This is a genomic window from Streptomyces sp. NPDC001717 (assembly GCF_042892775.1).
Lineage (GTDB): Bacteria > Actinomycetota > Actinomycetes > Streptomycetales > Streptomycetaceae > Streptomyces.
In genome coordinates this window covers 1-21,969 of sequence record NZ_JBIAUK010000001.1, presented here as the reverse complement: position 1 = coordinate 21,969, position 21,969 = coordinate 1, and the positions used below count along the sequence as shown (strand labels likewise).

Genomic DNA, 21,969 nt, shown 5'->3' with positions numbered 1-21,969 from the left:
AGGCACGCGCTCTGTCCCCTCGCCGTCAACGCACCAACGGGTAACCGATCCCGTCCATCGTCCCCGCCACGGCGCCCGCCTCCGCCTCCGGGGCCAAGGCCTTGACCACCGCCTCCGTGAGCGGCCGCAGCGCGAACACGTGCCGGACCGCGTCGAGGTCGAGCTCCCGCTCGTAGTAGGCGGCCGCCCAGTCCGCGTAAGCCTCCGGGGTGCCCGCCGCCAGGACGTGGAAGAGGTGGCCGGTGCCGTCGGCCCCCTCCTCGGGGAGTTCCACCGGGCCCGCCCGCCAGGCCGTGTCCGCCGTCTCCCGCCAGAAGACGACCGTGGCGACCTGCACGCCGTCGTCGCAGAAGGCGGGCTCGTCGAGGAGCGGTCGGAAGACCTCCGGCAGGGTGTCGACGAGGCCGGGCCACAGCTCCGTGTCCTCGTTCGTGTAGGGGCTCATCCAGGACTCGTGGTCGAAGCCGCGACCGAAGACCCCGTCGGCCGTGAAGAGGATGGCGTACTCGTCGCCCGAGCCGTTGTTCATGAGTGCGGCCTCGGTGCCCGGGGCCCACGCCGGGTCGTAGTCGAAGTAGCGGCCGTACCGGCCGCCCATCAGGACCTCCAGGGCCGCCAGCGCCCGGCAGCGGTCGCGCAGGGTCTGGACGTCGGGGAGGACGCGGATGAGTTCGTGGACGTCGCGGGGGCGCGGGGTGGTGGGCATGCGGGTCATCCAAGCATCCGCGTCCGTCCGACGGATCGCACAGAGTTCGAAGTCACGGCCCGGCGGGTGCTGACAGCGGGTGGCTCGGCGGGTAGCGTCGGGCGGAGTCCGCACACTGGACTAGACCCATCTTCCTTCCACTCGGATCGTCCGGCACGTTCCTGCCGGTAGAAGGGATTCATCACCATGGCTTCTGTCACTTTCGACAAGGCGACCCGGCTCTACCCCGGCGGCGAAAAGCCCGCCGTGGACCAGCTGGAGCTGGAGATCGCGGACGGCGAGTTCCTCGTCCTCGTCGGTCCGTCCGGCTGCGGCAAGTCCACCTCGCTGCGCATGCTCGCCGGCCTGGAGGACGTCAACGGCGGTGCCATCCGCATCGGCGACCGCGACGTCACGCACCTGCCGCCCAAGGACCGGGACATCGCGATGGTGTTCCAGAACTACGCGCTCTACCCGCACATGTCCGTCGCCGACAACATGGGCTTCGCGCTCAAGATCGCCGGCGAGGACAAGGCCACCATCCGCCGCAAGGTGGAGGACGCGGCGAAGATGCTCGACCTGACCCAGTACCTCGACCGCAAGCCCAAGGCGCTCTCCGGCGGTCAGCGCCAGCGCGTCGCCATGGGTCGGGCCATCGTGCGCAAGCCGCAGGTGTTCCTCATGGACGAGCCGCTGTCGAACCTGGACGCCAAGCTCCGCGTGTCCACCCGCACCCAGATCGCCGCGCTCCAGCGCGACCTCGGCATCACGACCGTGTACGTGACGCACGACCAGGTCGAGGCCATGACCATGGGCGACCGGGTGGCCGTGCTCAAGGACGGTCTGCTGCAGCAGGTCGACACCCCGCGCAACATGTACGACCGCCCCGCGAACCTCTTCGTCGCCGGCTTCATCGGCTCCCCCGCCATGAACCTGGTCGAGGTCCCGATCGCCGACGGCGGCGTGAAGTTCGGCGACAGCGTCGTCCCGGTGTCGCGCGAGGCGCTGTCCGCCGCGGCCGACGCGGGCGACCGCACCGTCACGGTCGGCGTGCGCCCGGAGCACTTCGACATCGGCACCGAGGGCGGTCTCAGCATCGTCGTGAACGTGGTCGAGGAACTCGGCGCCGACGGCTACGTCTACGGCTCCGCCTCTGCCGCCGCGGGCTCGCAGGACATCGTGGTGCGCGTGAACGGCCGCCAGGTGCCGGAGAAGGGCTCGACGCTGCACGTGGTGCCGCGGCCCGGCGAGATCCACGTGTTCTCGACCTCGTCCGGCGAGCGGCTCTCCGACTGACCTGTCGGCAAAGCGAGTAGGGAGGGGCGTCCCGTCAAGGGGCGCCCCTTTTCGTGGCATTCGACCCCGGCACGTCAACCCGTGAATCGAAAAACCACGTCGAACCATCCCCCGACCGGGTGACTAAATGTCGCCAAATCCTCACCGAGCGCTACTCTCGCCCTCGTGACCCACACTGCCCGCCGAATCGGCCGTTCCCTCGCCCTGGTCCTGCCCGTCGTCCTGGTCCTGTCCGGGACGCTCGCGGTCACGATGGTCCCCTGGGCGGACAACTCCTCCTCCCAGATCCTGACGGCCTCCGCCGAGGGCGTCTCCGCCCCCGCGAAGCCGCGCGCCCCGCACGAGGTGCTGCGCGACGACCTCGTCGGCCAGTTGCAGCGGGGCAAGGCGCCCGGTGACGTGCTCACCGACCTCCAGCAGGAGGTGAACCGGCGGCCGTCGCTCGCCGAGCACTGCGTCGGCATCGCGCGGGCGCTGGGGCGGGCCGCCGTCGAGGCGTACGGACCGACCAAGGCGCAGTCCTTCGCCCGGCCCGTCTGCGACACCGCGTACGCGACCGGCGTCGCCTCCATGGGCTGAGGGGGACCGCCTCCCTACGCTGGCCCCCATGAACGAAACCCCCCGATCCGCCTCCCCCGCAGCCGCGTTGCCCGCCGCCCCCACCCAGGCAGTCGTCCTGGCGGGCGGCCAGGGCTCGCGGCTGCGGCCGTACACGGACGACCGGCCGAAGCCGATGGTCGAGATCCCGGGGACGGGGGTGCCGATCATCGGCCATCAACTGGCCTGGCTGGCCTCGGAGGGGGTCACGGACGCCGTGGTGTCCTGCGGGCACCTCGCCGAGGTGCTCCAGGAGTGGCTGGCCGGGGCCCGGTTGCCGCTGCGCGTGACGACGGTGGTGGAGGAGGAGCCGCTGGGCCGGGGCGGCGGCCTCAAGTACGCGGCCCGGCAGCTGCCGCACCCGGACCGGGCCTGGTACGCGACGAACGGGGACATCTGGACCCGGTTCTCGCTGCGTGAGATGGCCGCGTTCCACGAGGAGCGCGGCGCGACGGCGACCCTGGCACTGGCCCGGCCGCGGATCCCGTGGGGGGTGGTGGAGACGAACGAGTTCGGTCAGGTGCTGGACTTCATCGAGGCGCCGCCGTCGCCGTACCCGGTCAACGCGGGCGTGTACGTCTTCGGGCCCGAATTCGCCTCGCTGCTGCCCGACTTGGGGGACCACGAGCGGACGACGTTCCCGCGCCTGGCGCGTGAGCGGCGGCTGGCGGGCTTCCCGCTGCCGCAGGGGGCCTACTGGCGGGCGATCGACACCGCGAAGGACCTGACCGAGGCGGCAAGGGAGTTGGCGGCCCAGACCGCGTCCTGAGGCCCGGTACGACGCGCTCTACCCGGTCCGCCGTGACGGCGAGCGCTACGGCCCGTGGTACGGCCCGCCCCGGCACGAGGCACGCGGCACGGGCTTCGCGGCACGGGCTTCGCGGCACGCGGAAGGGCCCGGCGCCTCCCGTGCGCCGGGCCCCTCGTTCGTACGCGACCGCCCGGCTCAGCCGATGAGGCCGCCGATCAGGTTGGCCGGCTGCTTGCTGGGCGCGCCCGCGCCGTTCGCGCTGCTGCCCGTGCCGGCCGGGGCCTTCGGCGAGGTCGACTGGCGGGGGGTGCTGCGCGGGGTCGACTTGCCGGTGGTGCCCTTGGTCGCGCTGGGCGACTGCGAGCCCGTTCCGGCGGTCTCCCGGGCGGGGCCGCCCGTGGCGCTCGCCCCGGGCTTCGCGGAGGGCCCGGTGGCCGTGGCGGACGGCTGGGGCTTGCCGGGCTTCGGCTGCTGCTGCGACGGCTGCTGCCGGGCCGGGGCCTGCGGCAACGGCTGGCCGGGAAGGTAGTTGGTCGGGGCCTGACCCGGTCCGGGCACGGTGACCACGGTGCTGGAGCGGACCGCGCCGCCGAGGAGGGAGCCGACGAGCAGGGTGAGCCCGCACACGACGGTGGCCATGACGGCTCCGCGTCGCAGGACGCGCCGCCGCAGCTGCCAGATCTCGGAACGGGGTCCGAGGGTGCGCCAGGCCTCCCCGGCGAGGCGCCCGTCGAGGGAGTAGACGGGCGCGCCCGCGATGATCAGCGGGCTCCAGGCGGCGAGGTAGATGATGTCGGGCGCATCGTAGGCGGGGACGGTCTTCCAGCTCACCGTCATCAGGAGCGCGGCGGAGAGCAGCGCGCCGATGCAGGCGGCGAACCGCTGCCACAGGCCGAAGACGGTCAGGACGCCGACGATGACCTGGAGGAAGGCCACGGTGAGCCCGGCGCCGACGGGGTGGGCGAGGGCGAAGTCGCGCAGCGGCTCGGCAAGGGCCCAGGGGTGCAGGGTGCGCAGCCAGGTGACCATGGAGCCGCGCTCGCCGCCGTCGAAGTAGACGGGGTCGCACAGCTTGCCCATGCCGGCGTAGATGGAGATGAAGCCGAGGAAGCAGCGCAGTGGGAGCAGGACGACGCCGAGGTTCATGCGGCGGCCGGGGTAGTACGAGGCCTGGCCGCGGGAGTCGTTGGCGCTGCGTCGGCCTTCCGTGCCCTGGTCGGGGCCTCCTCCGGCGTGCGCGGGCTCGTAGGGCAGGTCCCGTACGGCGGCCATCGTGCGGGTTTCGTCCGGGTCGCCGTAGCTGCGCTGGCCGATGACGGTCGGCGTGGCGAGGGTGTCGTCGGCGAGGTCGTGGGCGAGGTCGATGCGCGGGATGACCTGGGTGGCTCCGCCGTCGTACTCGCCGCCGTACTCGTCGCGGCCGCGCCCGGCCTCGCGTACGGCCTGGAGGAGTCCGCCCATGGCGGCGGAGTCGCCGGGGGCCGACCTGCCGCTCCAGACGACGGGGGCCCGGCGGCGGGTGGCCCCGGCGGCAGCGACCACGGCGCCGCCGAGGACGGGTGCGCGGGAGGGGGCGTTCGCGGGCTTGGAACGCGCGCTCGTGCTCGGTGCGAGCCGCACGCGGAAGCTGGCGTGGTTGACGATGACCTGTGCGGGGTCGCACGGCACCTTGACCATGCTCAGCGCGGGCTGGTCGTCGAACCCTGACGTTCTGGTGTCCACACTCATCTAACCGAGTGATCAGTGTTTAGGACACTGCCTTGACAGCAGGGATGTGTCCGAGGCCCGTCAAGATCAAGCCACCCCGCCCGAAACGGGCGGGGTGGCACGCTCACGTGTCACATTGCGTGAGCCAAGTGGATCAACGCGCGGCTCAGGTGCGCGGCGTCGTGGCGCGGCGGCGGGCCGCCTCGTAGAGGACGACGCCCGCGGCGACACCGGCGTTCAGCGACTCGGCGCCACCCGGCATCGGGATGCGGACGAGGAAGTCGCAGTTCTCGCCGACGAGGCGGCCGAGGCCCTTGCCCTCGGAGCCGACGACGATGACGACCGGGCCGGCGAGCGCCTCCAGGTCCTGGACCTCGTGGGTGCCCTCGGCGGCGAGACCGACGATGGTGATGCCGGCCTTCTTGTACTCCTGGAGGGCGCGGGTCAGGTTGGTGACGCGGGAGACCGGCGTGCGGGCGGCGGTGCCGGCGGAGGTCTTCCAGGCACCGGCGGTCATGCCGGCGGCGCGGCGCTCGGGGATGACCACGCCGTGGCCGCCGAAGGCGGAGACGGAGCGGACGATCGCGCCGAGGTTGCGCGGGTCGGTGACGCCGTCGAGGGCGACGATGAGCGGGTCCTCGCCGTTGTCGTAGGCGGCGTCGGTGAGGTCCTCGGGGTGCGCGTACTCGTACGGCGGGACCTGCAGGACCAGGCCCTGGTGGTTGAGCCCGTTGGTCATGCGGTCGAGCTCGGGGCGCGGGGCTTCCATCAGGTTGATGTTGCCGCGCTCGCCGGCGAGCCGCAGGGCGTCGCGGACGCGCTCGTCGTTGTCGATGAACTGCTGGACGTACAGGGTGGTGGCGGGTACGCCGTCGCGCAGGGCCTCGAAGACCGGGTTGCGGCCGACGACCATCTCGCTGGTGCCCTTCGGGCCGCCGCGGCGCGGGGCCGGGCGACGCTTGGCGGCCTGGCGGGCCATGGCGTTGGCGATGCGGTTGGCCTTGTGCTTCTTGCGGTCCTCGGCCTTGGGGGTGGGGCCCTTGCCCTCCAGGCCCTTGCGCCGCTGGCCACCGCTGCCGACCGTGGCGCCCTTCTTGTTGGACGTGCGGCGGTTCCTGCGCTGGCTGTTCCCGGCCATGACTTCTACCTGTTTCGTCTGGTGCTGCGATATGTACGTATGAAGAGTGTGCCGCCCGGAGTGCCGGGCGGCACAGCAGGCTGAGCTGCCCGGCTCAGCGGGGTCCGAGTGTCCAGCGCGGTCCGGTCGGGCTGTCCTCGATGACGAGGCCCGACTGCTGGAGCTGGTCGCGGATGGCGTCGGCGGTGGCCCAGTCCTTGCGGGCGCGGGCGGACTCGCGCTGTTCCAGGACGAGGCGCACGAGGGTGTCCACGGCGCCGTGGAGGTCCTCGCCGCGGTCGGTCTCCTCGGCCCAGTGCGGGTCGAGCGGGTCCAGGCCGAGGACGCCCAGCATGGCCCGCACCTCGGAGAGGCGTGCGATGGCCTCGTCCTTGTCGTCGGCGGCCAGCGCGCTGTTGCCCTGGCGGACGGTGGTGTGGACGATGGCGAGCGCCTGCGGGACTCCGAGGTCGTCGTCCATGGCCTCGGCGAAGGCGGGCGGGACCTCGGCGGCGGGCTCGACGGGCGAGCCGGCCTTCTCGATGACGCGCTGGTAGAAGCCCTCGATGCGCGCGAACGCGGACTCGGCCTCGCGCAGGGCTTCCTCGCTGTACTCGATCATCGACCGGTAGTGCGGGGTGCCGAGGTAGTAGCGCAGCACGATGGGGCGCCACTGCTTGACCATCTCGGAGACGAGGACCGAGTTCCCGAGGGACTTGGACATCTTCTCGCCGGACATGGTCACCCAGGCGTTGTGGACCCAGTAGTTGGCGAACTCGTCGCCGAAGGCCTTGGCCTGGGCGATCTCGTTCTCGTGGTGCGGGAAGATCAGGTCGAGTCCGCCGCCGTGGATGTCGAAGGCCTCGCCGAGGTACTTGTGCGCCATCGCGGAGCATTCGAGGTGCCAGCCGGGACGGCCGCGGCCCCAGGGGGTCTCCCAGGAGGGCTCGCCCGGCTTGACGGACTTCCACATGGCGAAGTCGCGCGGGTCGCGCTTGCCGGTCTCGCCCGTCGACTCCGGCTGGCGGATGTTGTCGAGCTCCTGGCGGGAGAGCGAGAGGTAGCCGGGGAACGACTTCACGTCGAAGTAGACGTTGCCCTCGGACTCGTAGGCGTGGCCGCGCTCGATGAGGCCGCGCATCATCTCGACCATCTCGGTGACGTGGCCGGTGGCGCGGGGCTCGTAGGTGGGCGGCAGGCAGCCGAGGGCGGTGTAGCCGTCGTTGAACGCCCGCTCGTTGTCGTAGCCGATGGACCACCAGGGGCGCCGCTGCTCCGCGGACTTCGCGATGATCTTGTCGTCGATGTCCGTGACGTTGCGGATGAAGGTGACCTCGTAGCCCCGGTACTCGAACCAGCGGCGCATCATGTCGAAGTTGAGGCCCGACCGGATGTGCCCGATGTGCGGGGCCGCCTGGACGGTGGCGCCACAGAGGTAGATCGAGACGCAGCCCTCGGTGAGCGGGACGAAGTCGCGGATCTGCCGGGCGCTGGTGTCGTACAGGCGAATAGTCACGGCATCCAGGGTAGTGCGCGCATAGCAGTGCCCCGCGACCCTTTGGGGCCCCGGGGCACCTTTGTTGCCGAAGATGTGCCGTCTCCGGTGGTTTTCAGGCCCGGTTCGTCCGGTACACGAGCGCGGTGGCGATGGCGGCGAGCCCTTCGGCGCGTCCGGTCAGGCCCAGTCCGTCGGTGGTGGTGCCGGAGACGGAGACGGGGGCGCCCGCCGCCGCGGCGAGCGCCTTCTGTGCCTCTTCGCGCCGCTTGCCGATCTTCGGACGTACTCCGATGACCTGGATCGCGATGTTGCCGATCTCGTAGCCCTCGGCGCGGACGATACGGGCGGCCTCCGCCAGGAGGGTGACGCCCGCGGCCCCGGACCACTCGGGGCGGGAGGTGCCGAAGTGCGCGCCGAGGTCGCCGACGCCGGCGGCGGAGAAGAGCGCGTCGCAGGCGGCGTGCGCGGCGACGTCCCCGTCGGAGTGACCGGCGAGGCCGTCCTCGCCCTCCCACAGCAGACCGGCGCACCACAGCTCGCGGCCGGTCTCGAAGGCGTGCACGTCGGTGCCGATGCCGACGAGCGGGATCAGCGGCAGGTCAGTAGACATCGGTGGCCCTCCTGCGGGCGAGTACGGCCTCGGCGAGGACCAGGTCGAGGGGGCGGGTGACCTTGAAGGCTTCTTCGTGGCCGGGCACGACCAGGACGGTGGTGCCGAGCCGCTCGACCATGCCCGCGTCGTCGGTGGCGCCTTCGCCGGCGACGGCGATCTCGTCGTGCGCGCGCTGCAGCGTGGCGACGTCGAAGCCCTGCGGGGTCTGTACGGCGCGCAGCCGGGCCCGCTCGGGCGTGGCGACGACCGGCTCGGGCTCGCCGGGCTTGCCGGGCTCGACCTCCTTGACGGTGTCGGCGAGCGGCAGGGCGGGGACCACGGCTGCGGCGCCCCGGTGCACGGCCTCGACGACGGAGTCCACGGTGTCGACGGGGACGAGCGGACGGGCCGCGTCGTGGATGAGGACGGAGGTGATGTCCGCGGGCAGCGCGCGCAGGCCGGCCCGTACGGATTCCTGGCGGGTCTCCCCGCCGGGGACGACCAGGACCTCGGTCCGCTCGGGCAGGGCGTGCTCGCCGAGCAGGAGGCGCACTTCCTCGGCCCCGTCGGACGGGGCGACGACCACCACGAGGGAGATCGCGCGCGAGCGGGCCATCGCGCGGACGGCGTGGACGAGCATCGGGGTGCCGCCGAGGGCCCGCAGGGCCTTGGGGGCGCCGGGGCCGAGGCGTACGCCCCGACCGGCGGCCGGGATCACCGCGGCGGTGCGGTGGGGGCGCGTTTCGTCAGACATCAGTAGCTCCGAGCCAGGTTTGTGACTTCGGCCGACATGGGTATGGCCTGAAGCGTGCCGGGTGCGACGCCCCTCGCCCCTTCCGTGACGACCGGTCGAGCAGGCTGCCCGGACCCGGCACGCCATCGAGGTGGTGGGTTCCGAAACGGTGGATCACCGTGGATCACGGTAGATCGAAAAGGGCATGGGTACAGACATGCCGCAGCGCCCGGCAACAGGTCTCTCGCGGAGGAGAGACCGTGTCATCGGGCACCGCGGCACAACTGTGTACACCCAGTTTCGAAGAAACGTGATGTACGGGCCTCGCGTCAGGACGCGAGCACCTCGTCGAGGAGGGCCTCGGCCTTGTCCTCGTTCGTGTTCTCAGCGAGCGCGAGCTCGCTCACCAGGATCTGACGCGCCTTCGCGAGCATGCGCTTCTCGCCCGCGGAAAGCCCGCGCTCACGCTCACGACGCCACAGGTCACGCACCACTTCGGCGACCTTGATGACATCGCCAGAAGCGAGCTTCTCCAGATTTGCCTTGTAGCGCCGGGACCAGTTCGTCGGCTCTTCTGCGTACGGTGCGCGGAGCACCTCGAAGACCCGGTCCAGCCCGTCCTGGCCGACTACGTCGCGAACACCGACGAACTCTGCATTGTCCGCAGGCACGCGAACCGTCAGGTCGCCCTGGGCGACCTTGAGCACCAAGTAGGTCTTGTCCACGCCTTTGATCTGACGAGTCTCAATGGCCTCGATCAGCGCGGCCCCGTGATGGGGATAGACCACGGTGTCGCCAACCTTGAACGTCATGTGACAGGTACCCCTTCCGTGGCTATCCAGGGTAACACGAGAACTGACTGTTATGAATGGCGTTTTCGCAGGTCAGGGCACATCTCGGGGCTTGACAACAGCGACAGGAACGTGCTGCGAAGGGCTTCTGGAAGGGGGTATTCGCAGGTCGGGGGCGCTGTACGGACCAGCCGAAAGGGCCACGCTACACCTCTCCGACGCCGCCGCCAGTGTGACGTACGTCCCGTTTTGCCGGTTTGCGAGCCGGGAAACCGAACTACTCCGTTCGACTGGCGGACGCCCGCACGGATCGGTTCCGGACCAATCCTGAATTGATCACGAAGTGCCGTTCGAAGGAATCTCGGAATTTGATCACCGGGGGCCGCGCCGGGTTTTGCGCAGGCCGTACCGGACTCCACGTGATCGACACATGAAGCCCGGATGAAGCGGGGGATCAAGTGGTGGATCAAGCGGGGGATCAAGCCGGGCCTCGGACGGGCATCGGGCGGAACATCGGGCGGGCATCGGACGGACATCGGACGACGCTCGGACCGACGCATGATCGGCGCGCCGAATGAAAGATCGCGGCACGCGTGTGAGGGCGGGTGTCGCCCTGCGGAGGGTCGGGTGCGGGGGCAGGGTGGCGGCTCGGTAACCTGAGGCCGCTGACACACCCTTAGAGCGGCTTTACCTCGGCCGTTCCGAGGCCCCACCCTTCCGTTCCGTACGTCCAAGGAGATGCCGCCGCCGTGAGCCGCAGCCTTCGACGCGGCGCCCTCGCCGCCACCGCCGTCGTGTTCTCGATCGCCTCGCTGGCCGCCTGCGGCGCCGGCCAGGACGCGCAGACCCTCCAGATCAAGCCGGACAACGCCGCCACCACCAAGGGCGTCATCAAGATCCAGAACGCTCTGATCATCCAGGGCGACAAGGAGAAGAAGGGCCCGGCCGCCATCTCGGCGACGGTCTTCAACTCCGGCAAGACGGAGCAGACCCTCGACGCCATCACCCTCCCGGGTGGCAAGGGCAAGGTCACCCTGAAGGGTGCCGAGGGCTCCGGCAAGGTCACCGTGCCGGCCGGCGGGTCCGTCGTCATCGGCGGCAAGGGCAACCCCTCCGCCGTGATCGAGGAGGGCTCCGAGGCCGCCAAGCTCGGCGAGAACCAGAGGGTCGTCTTCCAGCTCAGCCGCACGGGTGACGTCGCGCTCGGCGCCTTCGTGGTGCCCGCCACCGGCATGTACGCCGCCTGGGGCCCCACCGCCGTCCCGGGCACCCTCCCGGTCCCCGGCGCCACCCCGTCGGGCACCCCGTCCGGCACGCCGTCGGGCACCCCCTCGGGCACGCCGTCCGGCACCCCCTCCGGTACCCCGTCGGGCACGCCGTCCGGCACCCCGTCCGGCACGGCCTCGCACGCCGCCGGCCACTGAGGCACGCAGCCGCGTAGCCACACGTACGCAAACGGGAAGGGCCCCGACCGCACGATGCGGCCGGGGCCCTTCCCGTTCGTCAGGGCCCGTCGTCGGCTTACGGCTCGAACTTGTAGCCCAGGCCGCGGACCGTGACCAGGTAGCGCGGCGCGCCCGGGTCCGGTTCGATCTTGGCGCGGAGGCGCTTGACGTGGACGTCGAGGGTCTTGGTGTCGCCGACGTAGTCCGCGCCCCAGACCCGGTCGATCAGCTGCATGCGGGTCAGCACGCGGCCCGCGTTGCGCAGGAGCATCTCCAGCAGGTCGAACTCCTTCAGCGGGAGGTCCACCTTGGCGCCGGCGACGGTGACCACGTGGCGGTCGACGTCCATGCGGACCGGGCCGGCCTCCAGGGCGGCCGGGGTGACCTCCTCCGGCTCGCCCCGGCGGCGCAGGACCGCGCGGATGCGGGCGACCAGCTCGCGCGAGGAGAAGGGCTTCGTGACGTAGTCGTCGGCTCCTATCTCCAGCCCGACGACCTTGTCGATCTCGCTGTCCTTGGCGGTCACCATGATCACGGGCACGTTGGAGCGGCCGCGCAGCTGCCGGCAGACCTCCGTACCCGGCAGGCCGGGGAGCATCAGGTCGAGGAGGACGAGGTCGGCGCCGTTGCGCTCGAACTCGTCGAGCCCGTCGGGCCCGGTCGCCGCGATGGCGACCTCGAAGCCCTCCTTGCGGAGCATGTAGGACAGGGCGTCGCTGAAGGATTCCTCATCCTCGACGACGAGCACTCGGGTCACGGAAGGTCCTCCGGGGCAGGTGTGGCTGGAGCGGTTTGCGGGGCAGTCGGGGTCAGGCGGGGGTCGGGTGGGTCTGGCGGTCCGGCGCCGGGGACTGCGCGGCCGCTTCGGGGAGCCTGAGGGTGAAGGTGGATCCCTGGCCCTCCGAGCTCCATACCGACACCTCCCCGCCGTGCGAGGCGGCGACGTGCTTCACGATCGCAAGGCCGAGGCCGGTGCCTCCCGTGGCGCGGGAGCGGGCCGGGTCCACGCGGTAGAAGCGCTCGAAGATGCGCTCGCGGTCCTTCTCCGGGATGCCGATGCCCTGGTCGGTCACGGCGATCTCGATCAAGTCTCCCCCGGGGGCCGTCACCCTGCGTCCGGCTATGCCGACGCGGGTACGGGCGGGGCTGTAGTTGACGGCGTTCTCGACCAGATTTCCGAGGGCTGCCGCGAGCTGGCCGCGGTTGCCCCATACGCGCAGGTCGGCGGTGCCGCCCGCGGCCATGGTGATCTGCTTCGAGGACGCCGTGTGGCGGCAGCGGTCTATGGCCTCGGCCACGAGGGTGTCCACGCGGACGGGCTCGGCGTCCTCCAGCGGGTCGTCGTTCTGGACCCGGGAGAGGTCGATGAGCTCCTGGACGAGGTTGATCAGCCGGGTCGCCTCGATCTGCATGCGGCCCGCGAAGCGGCTGACCGCCTCGGGGTCGTCGGCTGCGTCCATGACGGCCTCGGAGAGCAGGGAGATCGCGCCCACCGGGGTCTTCAGTTCGTGGGAGACGTTGGCGACGAAGTCACGGCGGACGGCCTCGATGCGACGGGCCTCGGTGAGGTCCTCGACCAGCAGCAGTACGAGGCGCGAGCCCAGCGGGGCCACGCGTGCCGAGACGGCGAGGGCCTCGCCGCGACCGGTGCCGCGCCGGGGCAGGTCGAGCTCGACCTGGCGTATCTCCCCGTCACGGCGGGTGTCACGGGCCATGTGCAGCATGGGCTCCACGGCGAGCTTGCCGCCGCGGACCAACCCGAGCGCGTACGCGGCCGAGCTCGCCTTGACCACCGCGTCGCCCTCGTCGAGCACCACGGCCGAGGAGCGCAGCACGGAGAGGACGGTGTCCACACCGGGCGGCAGTACCGCGTTGATGTCGGGGCGCATGGAGCTCCGGGTGGGGCGGGCCTGGTCGCGCTCGCTCCAGCGGAACGCCAGCATCGCGATCACGCCGGTGCACAGACCGGCGATCGCTGCAGCTGCGGCGACCGCCGCGTTCACGTCCATGCATCCAGGTTAAGCAGGCCAGACGACACTTCCACAGCCGTTCGGGTGGCACCTCGAACAGTCGTCGCCCAGAGTTCACCCTGGCGACGGGGTTGATTCATTTGTGATGCCGGAGTCGGACGCGTTTGCGGTTCAACGTGAAAACGTGGGGCCCGGACAGGGATTCCCGGGCACCGGAACACCGGCAGTAGAGCTGTTTCAGTAGGTCGAGAGAGGGACACGAGACATGCGCGACGCGTACCACGAGGAACTGGACTCGATCGGAGAAGGCCTGGTCGAGATGGCGCGGCTCGTCGGTTCCGCGATCGGGCGGGCCACGACGTCCATGCTCGACGCGGACCTGAAGCTCGCCGAGAGCGTCATCGCGTCCGACCAGAAGGTCGACGACCTCCAGCACGACCTGGAGGCGCGCGCCATCGCCCTGCTGGCCCGCCAGCAGCCGGTCGCCACCGACCTGCGCATCGTCGTGACCTCGCTGCGCATGAGCGCCGACCTGGAGCGCAGCGGCGACCTGGCCCAGCACGTCGCGAAGCTCGCGCGGCTGCGCTTCCCGGACTCGGCGGTGCCGCGGGACCTGCACGCCACGATCCTGGAGATGGGTCAGCTGGCGCAGCGCCTGATGGCGAAGGCGGCCGAGGTCATCATCACGAAGGACGTCGACCTGGCGCTCCAGCTGGAGCAGGACGACGACGAGATGGACCAGCTGCACCGCACGCTCTTCCAGCACCTGATGGACGACCGCTGGAAGCACGGCATCGAGACGGCGGTGGACGTGACCCTGCTGGGCCGCTACTACGAGCGGTTCGCGGACCACGCGGTGTCGGTGGCCAAGCGCGTGGTCTACCTGGTGACGGGCGAGCACGCGGACGAACTCCAGCAGCCGACGATCGTCGACGGCGTCTGACGGAGTCCTTCGGGCTCCGACGGGCTCCGGCGGGGGGCCGGCGGGGGTCCGGAGAGGGTCCCGACCGGCGCTCGGCCGGCGTCCGACCGGCGCCCGGTCCGCGCCGGGGGTACTCGCGCCCCTGCGCCAATGCGCCGTTGACGCGCCGGTGTGGCTGGGCATGAATGAGGCGAAGGCACACGACATCCCGTTCGTCGCCAGCGAGGAGGATCCATGCCCGATTCCCCCGTCCCCATCACCCCGGAGCAGGAGCAGCCGCCGAAGCCGGAGCCGCAGCGGCTCCCTCTCCTGGCGGCCTGCGGCTGCGGCTCCGGCTGCGGCTGCGGCTGCCAGTCCGGCGCCCCCTGCCAGTGCGGCGGCTGACCGCCGCCCGTGCGTACGCGCGCGAGGGCCCCGTCCGTTTCCACGGACGGGGCCCTCGCGCTTTCGGAGGTCGAAGGAGCGACCGCGGCTACGGGGCGACGTCGATGCGTGCGGCACCACCCGGCAGGACGGGGGCGGCCTGGATGGTCCGCTTCGGGGCGGCCGGGGCGACGGGGGCGACGCCCGGGGTGGCCGGCGCGGCCGGGGCGGCGGCGGGGGCGGCGGGGGCGGCGACGGGGGCCGCGAGCGACGCCAGGAGCGGCTCGGCCTGCGTGAGGGTGGTCGTACCGCCGTTGTTGACGACGACCGCCGGGTTGCTCAGGACCCGCGAGACGTTGAGGTCCGAGATGTTGAGGTTGTCGATGAGGTCGAGCAGCGGGTCGGCCTGCGCCGCGGGGGCGCCACCGGCGAGCAGGACGACGCCGGCGAGGGCGCCGACCGCGGAGAATCGATTGATCTTCATGCCGGGGAAACGCCGGGATTCGGCCGCCGGTCACCGCTTCCGCGCCGCCGTCGCCCGTTCGGCTCCACCGATCCCCCTCGTCCGGCCCTGTACCGCACCCACGTGCGTCAAGCCCCCGACCCGCGGGTGAAACCGCAGGTCGGGGGCTCGTTCACGGCTGTGGGTTACTTCTTGCCCTGGTTCTTGACGGCCTCGATGGCGGCCGCGGCGGCCTGCGGGTCGAGGTAGGTGCCGCCCGGGTTGAGGGGCTTGAAGTCGGCGTCGAGCTCGTAGGAGAGCGGGATGCCGGTCGGGATGTTCAGGCCCGCGATGTCGGCGTCGGAGATGCCGTCGAGGTGCTTGACCAGGGCGCGCAGCGAGTTGCCGTGCGCGGCGACCAGGACGGTGTGGCCGTCGAGCAGGTCCGGGACGATCGAGTCGTACCAGTACGGGAGCATGCGGACGACGACGTCCTTGAGGCACTCCGTGCGCGGGCGCAGCTCCGGCGGGATCGACGCGTAGCGCGGGTCCCCGGACTGCGAGAACTCCGTACCGTCCTCGAGGGCCGGCGGCGGGGTGTCGTAGGAGCGGCGCCACAGCATGAACTGCTCCTCGCCGAACTCGGCGAGGGTCTGGGCCTTGTCCTTGCCCTGGAGGGCGCCGTAGTGGCGCTCGTTCAGGCGCCAGGAGCGGTGGACCGGGATCCAGTGGCGGTCGGCGGCCTCCAGCGCGAGCTGGGAGGTGCGGATCGCGCGCTTCTGGAGCGAGGTGTGGACCACGTCGGGGAGCAGACCGGCGTCCTTGAGCAGCTCACCGCCCCGGACCGCCTCCTTCTCGCCCTTCTCGTTGAGATTGACGTCCACCCAGCCGGTGAACAGGTTCTTCGCGTTCCACTCGCTCTCGCCGTGGCGGAGGAGGATCAGCTTGTACGGTGCGTCGGCCATGCGTACGAGCCTAATGGACGTTCGAGGGCGCCCGCTCGCCCCGTGCGGCGGCCCCCGATTGACGGTCCGCGTCAATTGAGTGGCGCCCGCAGACCCCCGCTCGTAATGTGCGTCGAGGCCAAGCGGCACTTACTTTCCCGGGGGGATTCCTTATGTCCGTTGCCAGCGTCAGACGGGCCGCCCGGGAGAGCGTGTCGGGTCTGCCGAGGGAGTTCTGGTGGCTGTGGGCGAGCACCCTGGTCAACCGGCTCGGGGCCTTCGTCGCCACCTTCATGGCCTTGTACCTGACCCTGGACAGGGGCTACTCGGCCTCCTTCGCGGGACTTGTGGTCGCCCTCCACGGTCTCGGCGGGGTGATTTCGTCCCTCGTCGCCGGTGTGATGACCGACCGGCTCGGCCGGCGGCCGACGATGCTGGCCGCCAACGTGTCGACCGCCCTGTCCGTGGCGGTGCTGGGCTTCATGGAGCACCCGGCGGCCATCGCCGCGGTGGCCCTGCTGGTCGGCATGGCCTCGAACGCGTCCAGGCCGGCGGTGCAGGCGATGATGGCCGACATCGTGCGGCCCGAGGACCGGGTGCGCGCGTTCGCGCTGAACTACTGGGCGATCAACCTCGGCTTCGCCGTCTCCTCGACCGTCGCCGGTTTCATCGCGGAGTACAGCTACCTCGCCGGCTTCCTGGGCGAGGCGGCGCTGACGCTGGTCTGCGCGCTCCTGGTCTACCTGAAGCTGCCCGAGTCGCGTCCCGAGAAGGACGACGCGGCCGCGGCGGCCGCGGAACCCGAGGTCGGGCTGGGCACGGTGCTGCGCGACGCGCGGTTCATGGGGGTCGTGGGGCTGTCGTTCCTGATCTCGCTGATCTTCATGCAGGGCTCGTTCGGCCTGCCGCTGGCGATGGGCACCGCGGGCTTCTCCACCGGCGACTACGGCCTGGTCATCGCCGTGAACGGCGTGATGATCGTGCTGCTCCAGCTCCCGGTGACGCGGTTCATCGAGCACCGGGACCCGCAGAAGCTGCTGGTGGTCTCCGCCCTGCTGGCGGGATACGGGTTCGGGCTGACGGCCTTCGGCGGGTCCGTCGGGGCGCTCGCGCTGACGGTGTGCGTGTGGACGCTGGCCGAGATCGTCAACTCGCCGACCCAGATGGGCCTGGTCGTGCAGCTGTCGCCGGTGCACGCACGAGGCCGCTACCAGGGCATGTACACGCTGTCCTGGGCGGTTGCCTCGCTGGTCGCGCCGCTGCTGGCCGGGCGGGTCATCGACCGGTTCGGGGCGCAGTGGCTGTGGGGCACGACCGCGGTCCTGGGCACGGTCGCGGGGCTCGGGTACTGGCTGCTGATGCGCAACCTGCCGGGCGTTCCCGGGACGGACCGGGGCGGGGAGGTCACCGTGGCCGCCGCCCCGGCGACAGCCGCCCCCGTGGCAGCCGACGCGTCCCGCCCCGCCGGGGCCGACCTCCCGGCGGTGGCCGGGCCGGTGACCACGGCCGATGCCGGGTCCAGGCCCGGGGTCGGTGCCGAGCCCGGGGCCGGACCCGCGGCCTCCGCCTCGCCGGGGTCCGCGTCGCTGCCGGCCACCGCCGAGGCGTAGGCCGGGTGCCCGGCGGGCCGTGGCGGGACGCGTCAGGGCGTCGGCTGCGTCAGGTGCTTGAAGGCGTCGAGGTTGAAGGTCGGTTCGCCGCGGGAGACGCGCCACTCGTACTCGCGGCGGATCGCACTCGCGAAACCCAGCTCCAGCAGGGTGTTGAAGGCTCCGTCGGCCGCCTCCAGGACGGTGCCCAGCAGGCGGTCGAGGTCCTCCGGGTTCACCACCGACAGCGGCAGCCGGCCCGTGAGGTAGACGTCCCCGAGCCGGTCCACCGCGTAGCTCAGCCCGTACAGCTTGAGGTTGCGCTCCAGCAGCCAGCGGTGGACGCCCGCCTCGTTCTCGTCGGGGTGGCGGATCACGAAGGCGTTGACCGACAGGGAGTGCCGGCCGACCCGCAGCGAGCAGGTCGTGCTCAGCTTGCGGGTGCCGGGGAGCTGGACGACGTACGAGCCCGGCTCGGGGCTCTCCCAGCTCAGCTCCGCGCCGGTCAGGGCGCTCTCGACGATCGCGGTGATCTCGGCGGTGTCAGCCATGGTGGGAGCGTACGCGACGGCGGTGATCGTGCATCGCCGCCGTGTACACGTCGGCCGTGGCGCTCGCGGCCGTGTCCCAGCCGAAGAACTGCGCGTGCCGGGCGGCCTGTCCGCCCAGCCGGTCGGTGAGCGCCGGCTCGTCGACGAAGCGCCGCAGCTGCCGCGCCCAGTCCACCGGGTCGTGGCCGGGTACGAGGACGCCGGTGACCCCGTCGTCGACGGCGACGGGCAGCCCGCCGACCGCGGCGGCGAGCACCGGGGTGCCGGTGGCCTGGGCCTCTATCGCGACGAGCCCGAAGGACTCGTTGTAGGAGGGCATGACCAGCACGGACGCGGCCCGGAACCAGTCCGCGAGGCCGTCCTGGGCGACGGGCGGGTGGAAGTGCACGAGGTCGGCGATGCCCAGCTTGGCGGCGAGCTTCTGCAGCCCCTCCGGTTTCGCCAGGCCGCTCCCGCTCGGTCCGCCGACGACGGGGACGAAGAGGCGGCGGCGCAGCGAGGGGTCCTGGTCGACCAGGACGGCCACGGCCCTCAGCAGTATGTCGGGGGCCTTCAGGGGCTGGATCCGGCCGGCGAAGAGCGGGATGACCGCGTCCTGCGGCAAGCCGAGGCGGGCCCGGGCGGCGGCGCGGCCGTCGCCGACGGTGAAGCGGTCGAGGTTCACGCCGGGGTGGACGACGGCCACCTTGGCGGGGTCGGCCTCGTAGTGCCGTACGAGCTCGTCGGCCTCTTCGGCGGTGTTCGCGATGAGGCGGTCGGCGGCGGCCACGATCTGGGTCTCGCCTATGACGCGGGCGGCGGGCTCGGGAGTGTCGCCCTCGGCGAGCGCGGCGTTCTTGACCTTCGCCATGGTGTGCATGGCGTGCACGAGCGGCACGCCCCAGCGCTCGGCGGCGAGCCAGCCGACGTGGCCGGAGAGCCAGTAGTGGGAGTGGACGAGGTCGTAGTAGCCGGGGCGGTGCCCGGCCCAGGCCTGCATCACGCCGTGGGTGAAGGCGCACAGCTGGGCCGGGAGCTCCTCCTTGGCGAGGCCCTCGTAGGGGCCCGCGTCCACGTGCCGTACGAGGACCCCGGGGGCCAGCTCGACCACGGGCGGCAGCCCGCCGGTGGTGGCCCGGGTGAAGATCTCGACCTCGATGTTGATGGTGGCGAGGCGGCGGGCCAGCTCGACGATGTAGACGTTCATCCCGCCCGCGTCGCCGGTCCCGGGCTGGTGCAGCGGTGAGGTGTGCACGCTGAGCATGGCGACGCGGCGCGGCTTGCGGTGGCCTCCGACGGCGGCCGGCAGGCGCAGCCGCGGCGGCTCGTGGCGGCCCGCGCGGGCCGCGAGGCGGCCGCCGATACTTCCGCCGATGCGGGACACGTACTGGCTCAAGGGAGCAGTTCCTCTCGCTCGGACGACGACGCTCGGACTGATCGGCTGGCGGGCATGCTGACGGGAGCGCACGAGGCGCCCTCCAAGGAGTGCAACCCGGATGGCGGTCCCGCGCATTCCGGGATGGCCGGGGAATCCGCGATTTTCTTGCGGAGGGCATGCCGCTCCTGTGCCGAGGACCGGTTTTCCCGCCGCGAGGGCGCTCCGCTTAACCTCGGCTCATGGCCTCCCGCAACACCCCGTCCCCCTCGCCCAGCCATGGCTCCGGCCGGAAGCCCGGCCGCCCCGTGGGCACGGTGACGCGCGGGACGACCAATCCGAACCGCCTGCGCCGAATGGACCGCTGGATGGCGGCCGCGCACGGGGCGGCACTGCGGCGGGCGGACGCGCCGGTCGCCGTCGACCTGGGGTACGGGGCCGCGCCGTGGACGGCGGTCGAGCTGTTGGCGCGGCTGCGGGAGGCGGCGCCGCGGGTGCGGGTGGTCGGCATCGAGATCGAGCCGGCGCGGGTCGCGGGCGCGAAGCCGTACGAGCGGGAGGGGCTGACCTTCCGGCACGGCGGCTTCGAGGTGCCGCTGGACGGCGGGGAACGCCCGGCGCTGATCCGCGCGGCGAACGTGCTGCGCCAGTACGACGAGGAGCAGGTCGCGGAGGTCTGGGCGCGGCTGTGCGCGCGGCTGGCTCCCGACGGGCTGCTGGTGGAGGGCACCTGCGACGAGATCGGGCGGCGGCACGTGTGGGTGGCGCTGGGCCCGGAGGGTCCGCGCACGGTGACGTTCGCGACCCGGCTGGGCTCCCTGGAGCGGCCCTCGGACCTGGCGGAGCGGCTGCCGAAGGCGCTGATCCACCGGAACGTGCCGGGCGAGCCGGTGCACTCCTTCCTGCGCGACTTCGACCGGGCGTGGGCGGCGGCGGCCCCGTACGCCTCCTACGGCGCGCGGCAGCGCTGGATCAGGACGGCGCGGGACCTGGCCGTCGACTGGCCGCTGGCGGACGGTCCGGGGCGGTGGCGGCAGGGGGAACTGACGGTGCGCTGGGAGGCCTTGCGCCCGGTGGGGTGAATACGGCGGGCCGGGGAACCGGTGATCCGGGTGGCCCGTTGAGTCGTCAGGGGTGGGGAGGCTCAAATGAATTCGGCCCGATCCGGCCGGACATCCACAAGGGTGTTGGAATTCAGCGACTCGTGACACCATCCCGAAGGCGATGACAAGTTACTGATGGATAGTCAGTTATGGAGTCTGGGGGGACCATGGGGGTCGTGAGGCAACGGCGTGGCGCGAGCACTCTCGCACTGCTGTGCGCGATGGCGATACTGACCGCGCCCGGTCTTGCGACGGGAATGGCGCACGCGGCACCGGCCGCGCCGGCCGCGCCCGCACCGGAGCCGGGGGCCAAGTCCCTGGAGCAGGTCCACAAGGAGATCGAGGACCTCTACCACCAGGCGGGCGCCGCCACCGACGCCTACAACCAGGCCGAGGCCGAGACCAAGGCCCAGTCCGCGAAGATCGTCGAGCTCGCCAACCTGATCGTGGCCGGGCAGTCGAAGATCGACACCCTCAAGAGCCGCGCGGGCGCCGCCGCCCGCGCCCAGTACCGCTCGGGCGGCCTGCCGCCGGGTGCGCAGCTGGCCTTGAGCGGGAGCCCGACGCAGTTCCTCGACGGGGCGGGCCGGTTGCGGCAGGGCGAGAAGGCCACCTCCAGCATGCTCTCCGAACTGGACAGCACGCAGAACGACTTGAAGCGGTACGCCGCGGACGCGAGCGCGCGCTGGGCCGTCCTGGAGGAGAACCGGGTCAAGCAGGAAACCGCCAAGAAGGAGATCGAGGGGAAGATCAAGGCGGCGGAGGAGCTGGAGAGCAAGCTGAAGGCCGAGGAGAAGGCCCGGCTGATCCAGCTCGAACAGGAGGCGCAGTACAAGGCGCAGACGGCGTGGCTGTCGACGGGCGCGCTGAAGGACATCAACGGCACGGCGACGGAGGCGGGCAAGCGGGCCGTGCAGTTCGCCACCGCGCAGATCGGCAAGCCGTACCTCTGGGGCGCCGAGGGCCCGGGCTCGTACGACTGCTCGGGGCTCACCTCCCAGGCCTGGCGGGCGGCGGGCAAGGGCATCCCGCGGACCTCGCAGGAGCAGTTGCGGCTGCTGCCGAAGGTTCCGCTGAAGGACATGCGGCCCGGTGACCTGATCATCTACTTCGACGACGCGAGCCACGTCGCGATGTACATCGGCGACGGCGCGATGGTCCACGCCCCGCGGCCGGGCCGCAACATCACGATCGCGGGCGCGGGCTCGATGCCGATCAAGGCCGTGGTCCGACCCGACGCGTAGCCCTCGCCTTGCCGGGTGCCCTTGCCGGGCGCCCTGCCGGGTGCGGTGCCCTGCGGGCAGGCAGCTCCAGCCCGCCGTCCGCCCCTGCCCGCCGGGGGCCGCCCGTCACCCCCACGGCGCTCCGCGCCCGCGCCTCAAACGCCGGCGGGGCTGGATTTTCCCCTGCCGGCCGCAGGGCCATCCAGCCTCGCCGGCGTTTGAGGCGCGGGGTCTGGGGCGGAGCCCCAGGACGGGTCCGGGCGGAGCCCGGGGAACGGTGGAAGGGCGGGTAGGGG

At 71.9% G+C, this 21,969-nt stretch carries 22 protein-coding genes; 9 read left to right on the top strand and 13 right to left on the bottom strand.

What is annotated here, in order from left to right:
- Positions 1–25: 25 nt before the first annotated feature.
- Positions 26–706, bottom strand: coding sequence for a hypothetical protein (locus ACFYZL_RS00110; protein WP_388674784.1), 681 nt, complete (start codon positions 704–706; stop codon positions 26–28).
- A 186-nt stretch (positions 707–892) separates the two neighbouring features.
- On the opposite strand from ACFYZL_RS00110, the gene ACFYZL_RS00105 reads away from it, so the two are divergent.
- The 3 genes from ACFYZL_RS00105 (at position 893) to ACFYZL_RS00095 (ending at position 3,347) form a co-directional block, all read left to right on the top strand.
- Positions 893–1,981: an ABC transporter ATP-binding protein gene (locus tag ACFYZL_RS00105; protein WP_388674781.1), complete on the top strand. Its 1,089-nt coding sequence runs from the start codon at positions 893–895 to the stop codon at positions 1,979–1,981.
- 165 nt (positions 1,982–2,146) lie between these two features.
- Positions 2,147–2,560 carry a hypothetical protein gene (locus ACFYZL_RS00100; protein ID WP_384752960.1) on the top strand — a complete coding sequence of 138 codons (414 nt, stop codon included), beginning with the start codon at positions 2,147–2,149 and terminating at the stop codon, positions 2,558–2,560.
- 28 nt (positions 2,561–2,588) lie between these two features.
- Entirely contained in the window at positions 2,589–3,347 is a 759-nt protein-coding gene (locus tag ACFYZL_RS00095; RefSeq protein WP_384752957.1) for an NDP-sugar synthase, read from the top strand.
- Between the two features lie 177 nt (positions 3,348–3,524).
- Here ACFYZL_RS00095 and ACFYZL_RS00090 read toward each other — a convergent pair whose 3' ends face one another.
- From ACFYZL_RS00090 to ACFYZL_RS00065, 6 genes are all read right to left on the bottom strand, one after another.
- On the bottom strand, positions 3,525–5,057 hold the full coding sequence (locus tag ACFYZL_RS00090; RefSeq protein ID WP_388674776.1) for a DoxX family membrane protein: 1,533 nt from the start codon (positions 5,055–5,057) through the stop codon (positions 3,525–3,527).
- 145 nt (positions 5,058–5,202) lie between these two features.
- Positions 5,203–6,174 carry a 23S rRNA (guanosine(2251)-2'-O)-methyltransferase RlmB gene (rlmB, locus tag ACFYZL_RS00085; RefSeq protein ID WP_384752951.1) on the bottom strand — a complete coding sequence of 324 codons (972 nt, stop codon included), beginning with the start codon at positions 6,172–6,174 and terminating at the stop codon, positions 5,203–5,205.
- 94 nt (positions 6,175–6,268) lie between these two features.
- The gene (cysS, locus tag ACFYZL_RS00080) at positions 6,269–7,669 is read right to left on the bottom strand and encodes a cysteine--tRNA ligase (protein ID WP_384752948.1); all 1,401 of its coding nucleotides are present in this window, start codon (positions 7,667–7,669) and stop codon (positions 6,269–6,271) included.
- 94 nt (positions 7,670–7,763) lie between these two features.
- Complete coding sequence (gene ispF / locus ACFYZL_RS00075; protein ID WP_384752945.1) at positions 7,764–8,261, bottom strand: 2-C-methyl-D-erythritol 2,4-cyclodiphosphate synthase; 498 nt, start codon at positions 8,259–8,261, stop codon at positions 7,764–7,766.
- Entirely contained in the window at positions 8,251–8,997 is a 747-nt protein-coding gene (gene ispD, locus ACFYZL_RS00070) for a 2-C-methyl-D-erythritol 4-phosphate cytidylyltransferase (RefSeq protein ID WP_384752942.1), read from the bottom strand. The genes ispF and ispD overlap by 11 nt, the downstream gene beginning before the upstream one ends.
- Before the next feature lie 308 nt (positions 8,998–9,305).
- Positions 9,306–9,788 carry a CarD family transcriptional regulator gene (locus ACFYZL_RS00065; protein ID WP_003953493.1) on the bottom strand — a complete coding sequence of 161 codons (483 nt, stop codon included), beginning with the start codon at positions 9,786–9,788 and terminating at the stop codon, positions 9,306–9,308.
- 728 nt (positions 9,789–10,516) lie between these two features.
- On the opposite strand from ACFYZL_RS00065, the gene ACFYZL_RS00060 reads away from it, so the two are divergent.
- The gene (locus tag ACFYZL_RS00060) at positions 10,517–11,191 is read left to right on the top strand and encodes a DUF461 domain-containing protein (RefSeq protein WP_384752941.1); all 675 of its coding nucleotides are present in this window, start codon (positions 10,517–10,519) and stop codon (positions 11,189–11,191) included.
- Between the two features lie 97 nt (positions 11,192–11,288).
- Here the strand turns inward: ACFYZL_RS00060 and ACFYZL_RS00055 are convergent, their stop codons facing one another.
- Together ACFYZL_RS00055 and ACFYZL_RS00050 are read right to left on the bottom strand one after the other, a co-directional pair.
- Positions 11,289–11,969: a response regulator transcription factor gene (locus tag ACFYZL_RS00055; RefSeq protein ID WP_007265514.1), complete on the bottom strand. Its 681-nt coding sequence runs from the start codon at positions 11,967–11,969 to the stop codon at positions 11,289–11,291.
- Between the two features lie 52 nt (positions 11,970–12,021).
- Positions 12,022–13,221: a sensor histidine kinase gene (locus tag ACFYZL_RS00050; RefSeq protein ID WP_384586349.1), complete on the bottom strand. Its 1,200-nt coding sequence runs from the start codon at positions 13,219–13,221 to the stop codon at positions 12,022–12,024.
- Between the two features lie 226 nt (positions 13,222–13,447).
- Here ACFYZL_RS00050 and phoU point away from each other — a divergent pair, with 226 nt between their 5' ends.
- Entirely contained in the window at positions 13,448–14,125 is a 678-nt protein-coding gene (gene phoU, locus ACFYZL_RS00045) for a phosphate signaling complex protein PhoU (protein ID WP_384586347.1), read from the top strand.
- A 213-nt stretch (positions 14,126–14,338) separates the two neighbouring features.
- Complete coding sequence (locus ACFYZL_RS00040) at positions 14,339–14,488, top strand: hypothetical protein (RefSeq protein WP_384752936.1); 150 nt, start codon at positions 14,339–14,341, stop codon at positions 14,486–14,488.
- Positions 14,489–14,576: 88 nt separating this feature from the next.
- Here ACFYZL_RS00040 and ACFYZL_RS00035 read toward each other — a convergent pair whose 3' ends face one another.
- Entirely contained in the window at positions 14,577–14,951 is a 375-nt protein-coding gene (locus ACFYZL_RS00035; RefSeq protein WP_384757967.1) for a hypothetical protein, read from the bottom strand.
- A gap of 164 nt (positions 14,952–15,115) precedes the next feature.
- Positions 15,116–15,874 carry a phosphoglyceromutase gene (locus ACFYZL_RS00030; RefSeq protein ID WP_384757964.1) on the bottom strand — a complete coding sequence of 253 codons (759 nt, stop codon included), beginning with the start codon at positions 15,872–15,874 and terminating at the stop codon, positions 15,116–15,118.
- A 152-nt stretch (positions 15,875–16,026) separates the two neighbouring features.
- On the opposite strand from ACFYZL_RS00030, the gene ACFYZL_RS00025 reads away from it, so the two are divergent.
- Complete coding sequence (locus ACFYZL_RS00025) at positions 16,027–17,463, top strand: MDR family MFS transporter (RefSeq protein ID WP_388674767.1); 1,437 nt, start codon at positions 16,027–16,029, stop codon at positions 17,461–17,463.
- A 32-nt stretch (positions 17,464–17,495) separates the two neighbouring features.
- Here ACFYZL_RS00025 and ACFYZL_RS00020 read toward each other — a convergent pair whose 3' ends face one another.
- Both ACFYZL_RS00020 and mshA read right to left on the bottom strand, forming a co-directional pair.
- Positions 17,496–17,993 (bottom strand): YbjN domain-containing protein, encoded by a 498-nt coding sequence (locus ACFYZL_RS00020; protein ID WP_384757958.1) that lies wholly within the window; start codon positions 17,991–17,993, stop codon positions 17,496–17,498.
- Positions 17,986–19,368 carry a D-inositol-3-phosphate glycosyltransferase gene (mshA, locus tag ACFYZL_RS00015; RefSeq protein ID WP_388674764.1) on the bottom strand — a complete coding sequence of 461 codons (1,383 nt, stop codon included), beginning with the start codon at positions 19,366–19,368 and terminating at the stop codon, positions 17,986–17,988. The genes ACFYZL_RS00020 and mshA overlap by 8 nt, the downstream gene beginning before the upstream one ends.
- Positions 19,369–19,589: 221 nt before the next feature.
- Between mshA and ACFYZL_RS00010 the strand changes: the two genes are divergently transcribed.
- Together ACFYZL_RS00010 and ACFYZL_RS00005 are read left to right on the top strand one after the other, a co-directional pair.
- A complete protein-coding gene (locus tag ACFYZL_RS00010) occupies positions 19,590–20,429 on the top strand; it encodes a class I SAM-dependent methyltransferase (protein ID WP_384757951.1) in 840 nt (279 codons plus the stop codon).
- A gap of 188 nt (positions 20,430–20,617) precedes the next feature.
- Positions 20,618–21,694 (top strand): NlpC/P60 family protein, encoded by a 1,077-nt coding sequence (locus ACFYZL_RS00005; protein WP_384757949.1) that lies wholly within the window; start codon positions 20,618–20,620, stop codon positions 21,692–21,694.
- Positions 21,695–21,969: the final 275 nt, after the last annotated feature.